Annotated in this window: 15 protein-coding genes; 12 read left to right on the top strand and 3 right to left on the bottom strand. The window is 51.0% G+C overall.

All coding sequences use genetic code 11. The features are described from left to right. Window positions 1-3: 3 nt before the first annotated feature. Entirely contained in the window at window positions 4-1,683 is a 1,680-nt protein-coding gene (kdpA, locus tag LCS67_RS15310; protein WP_031564158.1) for a potassium-transporting ATPase subunit KdpA, read from the bottom strand. Continuing rightward, on the bottom strand, window positions 1,683-1,772 hold the full coding sequence (kdpF, locus tag LCS67_RS15305; RefSeq protein ID WP_001670793.1) for a K(+)-transporting ATPase subunit F: 90 nt from the start codon (window positions 1,770-1,772) through the stop codon (window positions 1,683-1,685). Before kdpF ends, kdpA begins: the two co-directional genes overlap by 1 nt. 336 nt (window positions 1,773-2,108) lie before the next feature. Here kdpF and LCS67_RS15300 point away from each other — a divergent pair, with 336 nt between their 5' ends. Further along, a complete protein-coding gene (locus LCS67_RS15300) occupies window positions 2,109-2,315 on the top strand; it encodes a YbfA family protein (protein WP_000401433.1) in 207 nt (68 codons plus the stop codon). A gap of 110 nt (window positions 2,316-2,425) precedes the next feature. Beyond that, window positions 2,426-3,847: a deoxyribodipyrimidine photo-lyase gene (gene phrB, locus LCS67_RS15295; RefSeq protein WP_031564155.1), complete on the top strand. Its 1,422-nt coding sequence runs from the start codon at window positions 2,426-2,428 to the stop codon at window positions 3,845-3,847. A gap of 38 nt (window positions 3,848-3,885) precedes the next feature. On the opposite strand, the gene LCS67_RS15290 is transcribed toward phrB, so the two are convergent. Then, window positions 3,886-5,367, bottom strand: coding sequence for an MFS transporter (locus LCS67_RS15290; RefSeq protein ID WP_001041123.1), 1,482 nt, complete (start codon window positions 5,365-5,367; stop codon window positions 3,886-3,888). 328 nt (window positions 5,368-5,695) lie between these two features. On the opposite strand from LCS67_RS15290, the gene ybgI reads away from it, so the two are divergent. The 10 genes from ybgI (at window position 5,696) to LCS67_RS15240 (ending at window position 13,718) form a co-directional block, all read left to right on the top strand. Beyond that, window positions 5,696-6,439, top strand: coding sequence for a radiation resistance protein YbgI (ybgI, locus tag LCS67_RS15285; protein ID WP_000798844.1), 744 nt, complete (start codon window positions 5,696-5,698; stop codon window positions 6,437-6,439). A gap of 15 nt (window positions 6,440-6,454) precedes the next feature. Next, window positions 6,455-7,111, top strand: coding sequence for a 5-oxoprolinase subunit PxpB (gene pxpB / locus LCS67_RS15280; protein WP_001188367.1), 657 nt, complete (start codon window positions 6,455-6,457; stop codon window positions 7,109-7,111). Continuing rightward, window positions 7,105-8,037, top strand: coding sequence for a 5-oxoprolinase subunit PxpC (pxpC, locus tag LCS67_RS15275; protein WP_000932044.1), 933 nt, complete (start codon window positions 7,105-7,107; stop codon window positions 8,035-8,037). The genes pxpB and pxpC overlap by 7 nt, the downstream gene beginning before the upstream one ends. Further along, window positions 8,027-8,761, top strand: a complete 735-nt coding sequence (pxpA, locus tag LCS67_RS15270) for a 5-oxoprolinase subunit PxpA (RefSeq protein ID WP_001017905.1) — start codon at window positions 8,027-8,029, stop codon at window positions 8,759-8,761. The genes pxpC and pxpA overlap by 11 nt, the downstream gene beginning before the upstream one ends. A 323-nt stretch (window positions 8,762-9,084) precedes the next feature. Then, a complete protein-coding gene (locus tag LCS67_RS15265) occupies window positions 9,085-9,216 on the top strand; it encodes a hypothetical protein (RefSeq protein ID WP_001528846.1) in 132 nt (43 codons plus the stop codon). A gap of 59 nt (window positions 9,217-9,275) precedes the next feature. After that, window positions 9,276-9,842, top strand: coding sequence for a tyrosine-type DNA invertase (locus LCS67_RS15260; protein WP_000824704.1), 567 nt, complete (start codon window positions 9,276-9,278; stop codon window positions 9,840-9,842). 459 nt (window positions 9,843-10,301) lie between these two features. Then, window positions 10,302-10,637 (top strand): hypothetical protein, encoded by a 336-nt coding sequence (locus LCS67_RS15255; protein ID WP_077906418.1) that lies wholly within the window; start codon window positions 10,302-10,304, stop codon window positions 10,635-10,637. Window position 10,638: 1 nt separating this feature from the next. Further along, window positions 10,639-11,379 (top strand): hypothetical protein, encoded by a 741-nt coding sequence (locus tag LCS67_RS15250; RefSeq protein ID WP_001194235.1) that lies wholly within the window; start codon window positions 10,639-10,641, stop codon window positions 11,377-11,379. A 285-nt stretch (window positions 11,380-11,664) separates the two neighbouring features. After that, window positions 11,665-12,825 (top strand): UDP-galactopyranose mutase, encoded by a 1,161-nt coding sequence (gene glf, locus LCS67_RS15245; protein ID WP_100521882.1) that lies wholly within the window; start codon window positions 11,665-11,667, stop codon window positions 12,823-12,825. After that, window positions 12,822-13,718, top strand: a complete 897-nt coding sequence (locus LCS67_RS15240; protein WP_164972846.1) for a glycosyltransferase — start codon at window positions 12,822-12,824, stop codon at window positions 13,716-13,718. The genes glf and LCS67_RS15240 overlap by 4 nt, the downstream gene beginning before the upstream one ends. The last annotated feature ends 10 nt before the right edge of the window (window positions 13,719-13,728 follow it).

Below are 13,728 nucleotides of genomic sequence, written 5' to 3'. Positions count from 1 at the left end.
CGCTCAAGGTAAAGAGAAATGTTCCGCTACCGGGCCAAGCGCCAGGGCAGGAATAAACGTCAGCGCGCCGACCAGCAGTACCGTGCCGATGAGCAGTCCAATAAATAGCGCGCCGTGGGTCGCCAGCGTTCCCTGACTGGCCGGCTGTACTTTTTTACTGACCAGCGATCCGGCGATGGCCATGACAGGAATAATCACGCCGAAACGTCCGACGAACATGCAGAACGCCAGCAAACAGTTCCAGAAAGGCGAGTTAGCGCTCAGACCCGCAAAGGCGCTACCGTTGTTGTTGGCGGCAGAGGAGACGGCATATAGCACTTCGCTAAAACCGTGCGGGCCAGGGTTCAGCATTGCGCTGCGTCCGGCATCCGTCATCATCGCCAGCGCCGAACCCAACAAGACCAGCATCGGCGTGACCAGAATCGCCAGCGCGGTCATTTTCATTTCGCGCACGTCGATTTTTTTCCCCAGATATTCCGGTGTGCGACCGATCATCAGCCCCGCGATAAACACCGCCAGCAGGACAAACAGCAACATGCCATACAGGCCTGAACCGACGCCGCCAAAGACCACTTCGCCAATTTGCATCAGCCACATCGGCACCATACCGCCCAGAGCGGTAAACGAGTCGTGCATGGCATTTACCGCCCCGCAGGATGCCGCGGTCGTGACGACGGCAAACAGGCTGCTGGCCAGCACGCCAAAGCGTGTTTCTTTACCCTCCATGTTGACGCTACTGTCCGCGCCTGCCACCAACAGATGTGGATTTCCCTGAACTTCCGCCCACATCACTACCGCTACGCAGACCACAAAAATGAATGACATTGCCCACAGTAGCGCGCGTCCCTGACGGCGATCGCCCGCCGCTTCGCCAAAGGCGAAACAGAGCGCGGCTGGAATCAAAAATATCGCCAGCATCTGCGCCAGATTAGTGAGCGCGGTGGGGTTTTCGAACGGATGCGAAGAGTTGGCGTTAAAGAAACCGCCGCCGTTGGTGCCAAGCATTTTGATCGCCTCCTGCGAAGCAACCGGACCCATCGGCAAGAGTTGTTTAGCGCCTTCAAGAGTGGTGATGGGCTGATAAGCCGACAGGTTTTGCGGTACGCCTTGTTGGATAAAAAACAGCGCGATAATTAACGCGACAGGAAATAATATCCATAGCGTAATGCGTACCAGATCTTGCCAGGCATTACCCAGCGTGTGCACATTCTGGCGCGTAAAGGCGCGGATAAGTGCAAAAACCACCGCAATCCCGGTCGCCGCCGACAGGAAATTTTGCACCGTCAGCCCCGCCATCTGGCTAAAGTAGCTCAGCGTGCTTTCGCCGCTGTAGGCTTGCCAGTTGGTATTGGTGACAAAGCTGACGGCGGTATTCAGCGCCAGATCCCAGGACAGACCCGGTAGCCGCTGCGGATTTAAGGGCAGCCACTCCTGCCAGAACAGCAGGCAAAACAGGATGCCCAGTCCCAGCAGATTGAGCGTCAGTAGCGCCAGTAAATACTGAGGCCAGTTCATTTCGTGGTCGGTAATGCCAAGAGTTCGCCAGAGGATACGCTCAATGCCAGCCACGCCCGGCAACGGAACGGCGGCGATGAGCCTTGCCAGGCCCGAACCCAACGGTTTCGCCAGTACCAATAAAATCAGTAAAAAACTGGCGATCAGTAAAAATCCTTGCGCGGCCATCAGAACGCCTCCGCATTAATCAGGGCATAGACCAGATAACCTAAAAGTAAGAAAACCAGCACGATGCCGGTTATCACGCCTGCACTCACAGAGCACCTCCAGTGGCATTGTTTTACTCCTGAGAAAGGTAATTTTTTGGCTGCAAAGATTTCGCAAAAATTGGCGGGCGGAGTGTAAAAAAAGTATAAAAATGGCAAAGACCATTATTTAACTAATGATTAGTATTAATTTAACCTTTTTGTAACTAATTTACGCTTTGAATGTAAATCTGCTGGAAAAGCGTGAAAATAAGTGGTCGGATGAGTAGTAAAATTACACCGAAAGCGGTACTATTTTAATCAGGTAACGAGGTTCAATTTTTCGGTGCTATTCACCGATTCAATCTATACCGGGGCGGGTAGCGTCGGTATAAAGGGGGAAAACGTATGGAACACTATAAAGACTATCCGGCGCATGTCATTTTTGCCCGTCGTGCTTTCGCGGTGATCGCAGGCGTGCTGGCGCTGCCGGTGATGCTCTTCTGGAAAGACCGCGCGCGTTTTTATAGTTATCTGCACCGTGTCTGGTCGAAAACCAGTGATAAGCCGGTATGGATGGCGCAGGCTGAAAAAGCCACCTGCGACTTTTATTAATCGCGACCAGCCTGAAAAACCGTCAGCCGCCACGCTGGCGGTTTTTTTATGCGCCAGGGTCTACACTGTTTAACGCTATTCGCCGTGACGTTTCATCTTTCAGGAGTTGTATGCCCACCCATTTAGTCTGGTTCAGGCGCGATCTGCGTTTACAGGATAACCTTGCGCTGGCCGCCGCCTGCCGCGATGCATCCGCGCGGGTGCTGGCGCTTTATATTTCCACCCCCGCGCAGTGGCAGGCCCATGATATGGCGCCGCGGCAGGCGGCATTCATCAGCGCGCAGCTCAATGCGCTACAGGCGGCCCTTGCAGAGAAAGGGATTCCGCTGCTGTTTCATGAAGTGGCGGATTTTAGCGCCAGTATTGAAACGGTCAAAAACGTTTGCCGACAGCATGACGTCAGCCATCTGTTTTATAACTATCAGTATGAGTTTAACGAGCGTCAGCGTGATGCGGCGGTGGAAAAAACGCTGCCCTCTGTCATCTGCGAAGGCTTTGACGATAGCGTGATTCTGGCGCCCGGCGCGGTGATGACCGGCAATCATGAAATGTATAAAGTTTTTACGCCGTTTAAAAACGCCTGGTTGAAACGGCTAAAAGAGGATATCCCGCCGTGCGTTCCGGCCCCGAAGATCCGGGTGAGCGGCGCGCTTTCTACACCCTTAACGCCAGTCTCGCTTAACTACCCGCAACAGGCGTTTGACGCCGCGCTTTTCCCGGTGGAAGAAAACGCGGTCATCGCGCAGCTACGTCAGTTTTGCGCGCAGGGCGCAGACGAGTATGAGTCACGGCGGGATTTCCCTGCGGTCGACGGCACCAGTCGGCTTTCCGCCAGCCTGGCGACGGGTGGCCTGTCGCCGCGACAGTGCCTGCACCGATTACTGGCGGAGCAGCCGCAGGCGCTGGACGGCGGGCCGGGAAGCGTCTGGTTGAATGAACTCATCTGGCGGGAATTTTACCGTCATTTAATGACCTGGTATCCGGCATTATGCAAACACCAGCCGTTTATCCGCTGGACAAAACGCGTCGCGTGGCAGGAGAACTCGCACTATTTTCAGGCATGGCAGAAAGGCGAAACCGGTTATCCCATTGTCGATGCGGCGATGCGCCAGCTTAACGCGACGGGCTGGATGCATAACCGTTTACGCATGATTACCGCCAGCTTTCTGGTAAAAGATCTGTTGATTGACTGGCGGTTGGGGGAGCGCTATTTCATGTCGCAGCTTATTGACGGCGATCTTGCCGCCAATAATGGCGGCTGGCAGTGGGCCGCTTCAACCGGTACTGATGCCGCGCCTTATTTTCGTATTTTTAATCCCACGACTCAGGGAGAGAGGTTCGATCGCGACGGCGAATTTATCCGCCAGTGGCTACCGGCATTACGCGATATCCCTGGAAAAGCGATTCACGAGCCGTGGCGGTGGGCGGAAAAAGCGGGAGTCGTGCTTGATTATCCTCGGCCTATTGTGGAGCACAAACAGGCGAGAATCGCGACGCTTTCCGCCTATGAGGCGGCGAGAAAAGGGGCGTGATACAGGCCCGGTAGCGCAAACTACCGGGCCTTCTGCTATCAGGATTCGACGGCCAGCGCGCGGCTTTTGAATTTGAAGGACTGATACAGCCAAATCAGCAGGACAACCCCTACGCAGGCTAACGCGCCCCAGGTGATCTGTTCAAAAACATCCACATAGGCGTTGATGGCGTAATTAACCGCGCCGCTGGCGTCGAAGGCGCTTTGCGAAGTCTGGTCAGCGATGACGCCTGCCAGATAGTTAGCTATCGCGCCGGACAGCAGCATATAAATTCCGGTTAATACGCCGGTGACGCCGGGGATGTCAATGCGCGTAATTTGCGACATGGCGACCGGGTCGATAAACAGCTCGGCAAAGCCCATCACCGCCAGTCCCAGCACCATTAGCGGCATTGAAGAGTGTCCGTAAGCGGCGGACCAGCGTGCGCTCAGGGTCAGAATACAGAATCCGGCGCTCATCAGACCGAGACCCAGCGCGAATTTGCCCCAGATACGCACGGTGCGATTACCGCTTACGCTCTCTTTAACCAGCCAGGCCAGGACGACCCCACACAGCATCACGGCAAAGGCGTTCACCGACTGGAACATGGCGGTAGGAACGGAATAGCCCAGAATATCGCGGTTCACAAAGCGGTCGATATACAGGCTGATAGAACTGCCGCCCTGCTGGGCAAACGCCCAGAACAGCATACTGAACAGGGTCAGGGTGACAATCAGCCCCAGTTCTTTGCGTTGTTTGGCCGTTTGCGCCTGGCGATAAATTTTTGCCAGCACGACCAGGCCGATCGCGGTCGCCACGATTAAGGCATAGACAGACCATTCTTTCCAGAACAGAACGGTAATCAGCAACGGCGCCGCTACCAGCAGAATTAACAGCCAGCCCCAGTTCGGCAGCAGGTAGTTTCTGGCGCACAACACGGCTTTATTCACGCCGGTGGTGTGGGTGAAATGACGATTTCCACACAGGAAGATCACTAACCCCGCCAGCATACCAATGGCGGCGAGCGCAAAGCCCATCGCCCAACTGTACTCCTCTTGCACATAGCCGCAGGCGATAGGCGCCACGATCGAACCAATATTACCCGCTGCGTAAAGCAGCGAGAACCCGCCGTCGCGGCGCGGATCTTCCGGCTGGTACAGTTCGCCCAGCAGGCAGCTAATATTCGATTTAAACAGGCCGTAGCCGCAGACAATGATCGCCAGCGACAGATAAAGGAATGTCGGCGCGATCTCACTGGCGCCCAGCACTAAATGACCTATAGCCATTAAAAATGCGCCCAGCATGACTGCCATTCGGTTGCCAAGCACCTTATCCGCCAGATAGCCGCCAAGAATCGGCGTTACGTAGACCAGCGAACAATAAGCGCTGAATAACTCATAGGCGTGGTTATCGTCGTATTTTAGCTGATTGGTGAGATAAAGAATCAGTAGGGCGCGCATACCATAAAAGCTGAAGTACTCCCAAATTTGCAGGGCGACAACGTAGTAAATAGCGCGGGGTTGAGATGCTTGTTTATTCATCGTATTTCCGGGATAGAGACGCTGCGGCAAGAACGCGGCATTCTCAGATAATGCCTTTCTTTGTGGGCTTATTAAGCCTGCCGTATCGCCGTGTTTCCTTAAAGTTACCAACATGATACAGAACTGATTTTTTCTGCAATATGCGTTCTGATTGCATAAATATACATGAAACCGATCGTGTTTTGCTAAGTAATTTGCGCCAAACCCGGGGGTGATTGTTTCTTGATGTGTCAAACAAATGTTTATCGACGAACGGCTAACGGGAGGCTATGTTAACGGAGACTGAACCCGTAACGGGAAAGTAGAACGTGGGTTAAAGGGAGCGATGATGAAAAACACCGAGCTGGAACAACTGATTAACGACAAGCTGAACAGTGCGGCAATAAGCGATTATGCGCCGAATGGTTTACAGGTCGAAGGAAAAGAGACGGTACAGAAAATCGTTACCGGCGTGACCGCAAGTCAGGCGCTGCTCGATGAGGCGGTGCGTTTGCAGGCCGATGCGGTCATTGTTCATCATGGTTACTTCTGGAAAGGCGAGTCTCCGGTTATTCGCGGCATGAAACGCCGTCGCTTAAAAACGTTACTGGCAAATGATATTAACCTTTACGGTTGGCATCTGCCGCTGGATGCGCACCCTGAGCTGGGCAACAATGCGCAGTTGGCGGCGCTATTGGGCATTACCGTGAAAGGAGAAATTGAGCCGCTGGTGCCGTGGGGAGAGCTCTCAATGCCGGTGCCGGGGCTGGAACTGGCCTCATGGATTGAAGCGCGTCTGGGGCGTAAACCGCTATGGTGCGGCGATACCGGGCCAGAGAATGTGCAGCGTGTCGCCTGGTGTACCGGCGGCGGACAAAGTTTTATTGATAGCGCCGCCCGCTTCGGCGTGGATGCTTTTATTACCGGCGAGGTGTCTGAACAGACCATTCATTCCGCGCGCGAACAGGGGCTGCATTTTTATGCCGCCGGGCACCATGCCACTGAACGCGGCGGTATTCGCGCCCTGAGCGAATGGTTGAACGAAAACACGGCGTTGGATGTGACGTTTATTGATATCCCTAACCCGGCATAACTGAGAGGTAATAAAGTGCAGCGAGCGCGTTGTTATCTGTTAGGCGAAACGGCAGTCGTCCTGGAACTTGAACCGCCGATTACGCTGGCGAGCCAGAAACGCATCTGGCGTCTGACGCAGCGTCTGGTCGATATGCCGAACGTGGTGGAAGCCATTCCCGGGATGAACAATATCACCGTGATCTTGCGGGAACCGCAAACCCTGGCGCTGGATGCGATTGAGCGTCTGCAGCGCTGGTGGGAAGAGAGCGAGGCGCTGGAGCCGGACTCGCGTTCGATTGAGATCCCGGTGATCTATGGCGGCGCAGGCGGGCCGGATCTGGCGGCGGTGGCACGGCACAGCGGTTTGAGTGAAAAGCAGGTCGTGGAGCTACATGCCTCCGTTGAATATGTCGTCTGGTTTTTAGGCTTTCAGCCCGGCTTTCCCTATCTTGGGAATTTACCAGAACCGCTCCATATGCCCAGACGCGCGGAGCCGCGCCTGCAGGTTCCGGCTGGTTCTGTCGGCATCGGCGGCGCGCAGACGGGGATTTATCCATTATCCACGCCGGGCGGCTGGCAGCTGATCGGCCTCACGCCGTTGAAGTTATTCGATCCGATGCGGGAGCCTCCGGTTCTGCTACGCCCTGGCGATAGCGTACGCTTTGTGCCGCAAAAGGAGGGAATATGCTGAATATTATTCGCGCGGGGATTTACACCTCCGTGCAGGATAGCGGACGTCACGGCTTTCGTCAGTCGGGGCTGAGTCACTGCGGTGCGCTGGATAAACCCGCCTTTCAGACCGCTAATCTCCTGGTCGGGAACGATGCGAATGCCCCGGCGCTGGAAATCACTCTCGGTCAACTGGTTGTCGAATTTGAAAATGAGACCTGGTTCGCTCTTACCGGCGCAGGCTGCGAGGCGCAGTTGGATGATCAACCGGTCTGGACAGGCTGGCGATTGCCGGTAAAAGCGGGTCAGCGCCTCACGTTGCATCGACCGCTTCACGGGATGCGTAGCTATCTGGCGGTAGCGGGCGGTATTGCTGTGCCGGAGGTGATGGGATCGTGTAGTACCGATCTGAAGTCCGGTATCGGTGGGCTGGAAGGACGGCTGCTAAAAGATGGCGATCGGCTGGCGACGGGTAAACCATCGCGACAGTTTAGCGGGCCGCAGGGCGTGAAGCAGTTACTGTGGGGGAATCGCATTCGTGCGCTGCCGGGGCCGGAATACCGTGAGTTCGATCGCGCCTCGCAAGAAGCGTTCTGGCGTTCGCCGTGGCAACTCAGTCCACAAAGTAATCGCATGGGCTATCGGTTGCAGGGACAATCGTTAACGCGGACAACGGATCGCGAACTGTTGTCGCACGGTTTGCTGCCCGGTGTCGTACAGGTGCCTTACAACGGTCAACCTATTGTGCTAATGAATGATGCCCAGACAACTGGCGGCTATCCGCGCATTGCCTGCATCATCGAGGCAGATATGTACCATCTGGCGCAGATCCCGCTAGGGCAACCGATCCATTTTGTGCAATGTTCGCTGGAAGAGGCGCTCAACGCGCGCCGCGAGCGTCAGCGCTATCTGGAACAGCTTACCTGGCGACTTCAGCATGAACATTGATTTAAATGCGGATTTGGGCGAAGGTTGCGCCAGCGACAGCGAATTATTAACGCTGGTCTCCTCCGCCAATATCGCCTGTGGTTTTCACGCCGGTGATGCGCAAACCATGCTGACCTGCGTGCGCGAGGCGCTGAAAAACGGCGTGGCGATCGGCGCGCATCCCAGCTTTCCGGATCGGGATAATTTTGGGCGGACGGCGATGGCTTTGCCGCCGGAAACGGTATACGCCCAGACGCTGTACCAAATCGGCGCGCTGGGGGCGATTGTTCAGGCGCAAGGCGGCGTGATGCGCCATGTCAAACCGCACGGTATGCTCTATAACCAGGCGGCGAAAGATCCCCATCTGGCACAGGCGATTGCGAAAGCGGTACACGACTATGATCCGTCACTGATACTGGTTGGACTGGCGGGAAGTGAGCTGATCCGGGCCGGTGAACGCTATCGCCTGGTGACGCGGCAGGAGGTGTTTGCCGATCGCGGCTATCAGGCCGACGGTAGCCTGGTGCCGCGCACGCAACCTGGCGCGCTGATTCACGACGAAGAGCAGGCGCTGGCGCAAACGCTGGATATGGTGCAAGCCGGGAGAGTGAAAAGCGTTACTGGTGTGTGGACGACTGTCACGGCGCAAACGGTGTGCATTCATGGCGACGGCGAATATGCGCTTGCATTCGCACGCAGGCTACGCGCCGCGTTCAATGCGCGTAATATACACGTTATTGTCTGAGAGCCAGACGATTGAAGCTATTATATTACGGCTGCTAAAAATTATCGTGTTCTGTTCTCTTAATGTCAGGAAGAGGGATTTATTCAATACTATATAAATCCCCTTATAATATATTATTTTAAAAATAACCAAGTGATGCTGTAATAGCCAGTATGATGAGCTTATTGCTGTTAGCAGCAGAATTTTTGAAAATCACTATGATATTGTTAGCTATCGCCATCTAATCAAACCTCCGGGGCGGGTAAACTACCTGACTCTCTATTACCCCTTTCTGATTGATTTACCTCACGATAGCCTCATTTTTAGCATTTATATTCCTCGTCATGACAACTTATCAGGAGACTGAAGCCAGATTGATTCGCTGTTTCACTATCACGTCATGGATAGCGTGCCAGATTGTCAGCTATATGGATTTTAAGCTGTTTACGCATAGCAACTTTTTTAGCGAAAATTAAACTCATCTGATCAGTGATTTTTTAGTATATTACTCATTTTGTTATGATGGATTTGTTTTGTGAAAAGAAAATATCTTACGCAAGAAGAGATTGAAAAACTGCTGTCAGCGACCGACAGAATGCCCTTCCCGGAAAGAAACCGCTGCTTAATCCTGATGGCGTTTATTCACGGCTTCCGGGCCAGTGAGCTGCTGGGGCTGCGCTTGTCGGATATTGATCTTGCAGGAAGACAGCTTTATATCCGGCGCCTCAAAAATGGCTTTTCAACGTGTCACCCCCTCCTTCCCGATGAGTATAACGTACTGAAAAGCTGGCTCAGGGCCAGGAAGTATCTTGAGAAAGGGGCTGACGGAGACTGGCTGTTCCTGTCGCTGCGACGGCATCCGCTCAGCCGGCAACAATTTTTTTACATACTTCGTGAGGCAGGGCGGTTAGCCGAATTAACGATAGCGCCACATCCTCATATGCTGCGACATGCCTGCGGCTACGCCCTTGCTGATAAAGGGATTGATACACGGCTCATACAGGACTATCTGGGGCACAGGAATATCCAGCACACCGTAAGATACACCGCAAGTAACGCCGGGCGTTTTCATGGAATATGGCGAAAAAAACGTCGAGTATAACCGTACGTTCTGATTCAAAAAGTTAAGTCCGCTTCGCGCTTTCATCATCCTCTCAGATTTACCCCTTCCACACAAGAGTCATGCAATCGTAATCTCTTGCTTATTAAGAAGTTATCCATATAACAATAAAAAAACTAAGGGAAAATTTACCTGGTCCAACCAGCACTATGCTGTATCCATTTTTGTCCTGCCTGCACAAAATGTTAATTTTAAGTGTTAAAAAAACGTATTAAATAATATTTAATGCTGATTAATCATCATATCAAAGAATTAAATCCTTTATTTAACTTTTTGAATCATATTGTTAAATCACAGAGAAGTCTGTTCAGGGAAAGCTGATTTACATAATAAATATATAAATCAATAGATTACTGTGTTTTTTATTTGTCATTTTGTACTCCGCACAGGGCAGAATTACCCTGCGGCAGGAGCATTTACTACCAGGGGGACTGACGGCCTGTGCAGCCGAAAAGCAGAACCGGACAGGGTGTCAGAGTGCTGTGTTTAGATAGGGCCAGACGTCATTTTTCATACAGACATGGAATGGCTCCCGGTCCACGAAAGGGTGCGGACATGTTGTTTCCACAACACGAAGCTGCCGTTGCTGGCGCAGTGCCGGGTCGGCAATGGCCAGAGGAGAACAATCTGATGACGCAAGAATATGCGGAAATGTCCACCGGAAGGGGGGGCACCAGTAAGTGTCGGTACAGTATGGGCGCGAAAATATTTTTGCTCCTGCTGTCGGTCTCCACCGTCGCAGCGTTGTTCAGCCTGTACCAGGTTCTGACGTACTGATATGCAGACGTTAACCAGAGTACTGCCGCCTCTCCGGCTGATTATGTTTTGTCAGTCAGGCGAAAATCCTGCGCAGTTTCCGGATACCGGTGGCCTTTGCGTGGAGGACTGCGTTCGTCTCAGGACACCAGAAGGGCTGCTGGATCGGTTGCGTCGGTGGCCCGGCGCGATGGTGATATCCGCCGGACGGCCATCAACTCAGCTTCTGCTGTGGCAACAGGTTTTTCAGCGTTATCCGCGGACAGTGGTTTTTTGCAGCAGTAACGCGTTTTTACCGGTTGACGTCAGCGTGGAAGGTTATTTCCGCCATCTGAGGTTGATTAAACGCGCTATGTCGGTAAGGGTTCTGGCCAGAATGGCTGAGCTTGCCATATGGTCATCACTACAGACATCGCCTTACGAGGAGGAGATGAAAAACGCGTTGAGCGTACCGGAGCTGGTGATGGAGATAAACAGCCGCACGCTGGTCAGGTTACTGTCAGAGCGTCTGCCAAAACAGGGACGGCGGGTGCTGGGATTACTGTTGTCAGGCTGTAGCCCGGAAATGACGGCCCGTATGCTGGGAACCGGCGTGAGGCAGGTCTGGCTCGCGGAGCAGACGCTGAAACAACGCTGGGATATCCCGACAGGAGTACCGCTATCTGATGCGGTAAGAATAAGGATACCGGACGTCGGCCCGGACATCAGTCAACAGAGTGCGTTGGTAAAAACTGGGGCCGGTAACGCACCGGATTTATGCTGACAGCATATTTACATCATGCCGCGCGGTATTCAGACCCGTTATGTTGCGTTCTGAATGAGTTATCTTCGCAAAATAAATATGGCAATCATCGTTGTCCGGAAATACCGCATAACGTGTGACATTAATGAATCTGTAATCAGTGCGAGGGTTTACGCGCTGTGGCGGTAGCGTGGAATTATCTGGATGCGTTGAGTAAATTTCACTTTACCCTACTGATATAAATGACAATGATTCTGGATAAACCATCTAATATTATCTGTGTCTGCGAACAGAGTGACAAAAATAATGCAACGTAAAAAGATACTAATTGTAGGTGCGGGCCTTTCAGGCGCAGTAATAGCACGCCAGTTAGCCGAGCAGGGACATGTAGTCAATATTATTGATCAACGTTCGCATATCGGTGGTAACGCTTATGATGCCCGAGATGAGCACACGGGTATTATGGTGCACGTTTATGGTCCTCATATTTTTCATACTGATCATACTGATAATGAAACTGTATGGAATTATGTAAATAAATACGCTGCGATGATGCCTTATATCAATAAGGTTAAGGCCACAGTAAATGGTCAGGTATTTTCTCTACCTATCAATCTTCATACCATTAATCAATTTTTTGGTGTCGCCTGCTCACCTGATGACGCCAGGAAATTACTGCTTCAAAAATGTGATAGCACCATTCTGGAACCACAAAATTTTGAGCAACAGGCCTTGCGTTTCATTGGTGAAGAGTTATATGAAGCCTTTTTTAAAGGTTATACCATTAAACAATGGGGGCTTCATCCTTCTGCGTTACCCGCTTCTGTATTGAAACGTATCCCTGTTCGCTTTAATTATGATGATAACTATTTCAATCATAAGTTTCAGGGAATACCAAAATTTGGTTATACACAAATGGTCAAGTCCATTGTCGAACACGAAAATATCGCTGTTGAACTATGTCGCTCCTTCACTCAGGAAATGCGGACAGATTATGATCATGTTTTTTTCAGTGGCGCGCTGGATGCCTTTTACTCCTGTCAATATGGCCGACTGGAATATCGTACATTAGACTTTAAAAAAATAATTTGTCAGAGTGATTATCAAGGATGCGCAGTAATGAATTATTGTTCAATAGATACTCCTTATACTCGGATTACTGAACACAAATATTTTTCTCCGTGGGAGAGACATGAAGCTTCAATATGTTATCAAGAATATAGTCGGGAATGTGAAGCTGGTGATATACCCTACTATCCTGTTCGCAGGGCAGATAAAATGGATTTACTGAATAAATATCTGTCGCGGGCTAAAAAAGAAAAGAATATTACTTTCATTGGCCGTCTTGGCACTTATCGTTATCTCGATATGGACATCACGATAGCTGAAGCATTACAGACGGCGGACGTATACTTAACGTCGCTATATGAACAAAAAGAAATGCCAGCTTTTACAGTTACCGTTTGATGAAGTGTACAGCGCTAATCGTAACTTTTAACCGTCTTGAAAAATTAAAAAAAAGTGTGCGAGAGACTGTTAAGGCGGGTTTTTCCTCTATTGTTATCGTTAATAATGGCTCAAACGACGGTACCAGGGAATGGCTTTCTTCATTAAGTGAACCTGGCATCACGACACTTAATCTTAAAGATAATCTTGGTGGTGCTGGCGGATTTAAAGTAGGTAGTCAATATATATGCTCATATAGTAATGCCGATTGGGTATTTTTCTATGATGATGATGCTTACCCGGAAATTAATATTTTAAAGCATTTCTCGTTATTAGATACCTCAAGATACCGTATATTTGCGTCGCGAGTTCAGGACACCTATGGACGGTCTTGTCGGATGAATTTGCCTTTCATCAGGGTTCCATCTACGGTGTTTGAGACTATTTATTATGTGATACGCCCAGAGAGGTTTTCTCCAGTAAGAACTCAGGTTACTGATGTTCAAACTGTGTCATTCGTTGGTATGATTATTGATCGAAAGGTATTGAATAACCATCTTAACGATATCCATGATGAACTTTTCCTTTATTATGATGATTTTTTCTTTGGTTATAAGCTAGTATTGTCCGGGCAGAAAATTCGTTACTCCCCAGAAATTAAATTTATTCATGATATCTCTATTCATGGAAGGTGTATCTGCCCCGAATGGAAAGTATATTATCTTTGTAGAAATTTGTTGCTGCTGAGAAAACTTTTACCCGTTCCCAGGATATTCAGTGTTCTTTCTATAGTATTACGCCTCTCTAAATATCTCGCCATATTACCATGGCAGCGTAAGAAATTTCATTATCTATATTTTATCTGGCAGGGAATACTTCATGGACTTAAAGGTATTAGCGGGAAATATCATTAGCAGGACGAAG

This window comes from Salmonella sp. A7 (assembly GCF_020181675.1).
Lineage (GTDB): Bacteria > Pseudomonadota > Gammaproteobacteria > Enterobacterales > Enterobacteriaceae > Salmonella > Salmonella enterica.
The sequence above is the reverse complement of the archived record's forward strand: the minus strand, read 5'-3'. Positions and strand labels throughout refer to the sequence as shown.

What these genes read in the sequence shown, in the direction of transcription:
- kdpA (WP_031564158.1), bottom strand. Translation starts at nt 1,683, where the DNA reads ATGGCCGCGCAAGGATTTTTACTGATCGCCAGTTTTTTACTGATTTTA.
- LCS67_RS15300 (WP_000401433.1), top strand. Translation starts at nt 2,109, where the DNA reads ATGGAACACTATAAAGACTATCCGGCGCATGTCATTTTTGCCCGTCGT.
- phrB (WP_031564155.1), top strand. Translation starts at nt 2,426, where the DNA reads ATGCCCACCCATTTAGTCTGGTTCAGGCGCGATCTGCGTTTACAGGAT.
- LCS67_RS15290 (WP_001041123.1), bottom strand. Translation starts at nt 5,367, where the DNA reads ATGAATAAACAAGCATCTCAACCCCGCGCTATTTACTACGTTGTCGCC.
- ybgI (WP_000798844.1), top strand. Translation starts at nt 5,696, where the DNA reads ATGAAAAACACCGAGCTGGAACAACTGATTAACGACAAGCTGAACAGT.
- pxpC (WP_000932044.1), top strand. Translation starts at nt 7,105, where the DNA reads ATGCTGAATATTATTCGCGCGGGGATTTACACCTCCGTGCAGGATAGC.
- pxpA (WP_001017905.1), top strand. Translation starts at nt 8,027, where the DNA reads ATGAACATTGATTTAAATGCGGATTTGGGCGAAGGTTGCGCCAGCGAC.
- LCS67_RS15265 (WP_001528846.1), top strand. Translation starts at nt 9,085, where the DNA reads ATGACAACTTATCAGGAGACTGAAGCCAGATTGATTCGCTGTTTCACT.
- LCS67_RS15250 (WP_001194235.1), top strand. Translation starts at nt 10,639, where the DNA reads ATGCAGACGTTAACCAGAGTACTGCCGCCTCTCCGGCTGATTATGTTT.
- glf (WP_100521882.1), top strand. Translation starts at nt 11,665, where the DNA reads ATGCAACGTAAAAAGATACTAATTGTAGGTGCGGGCCTTTCAGGCGCA.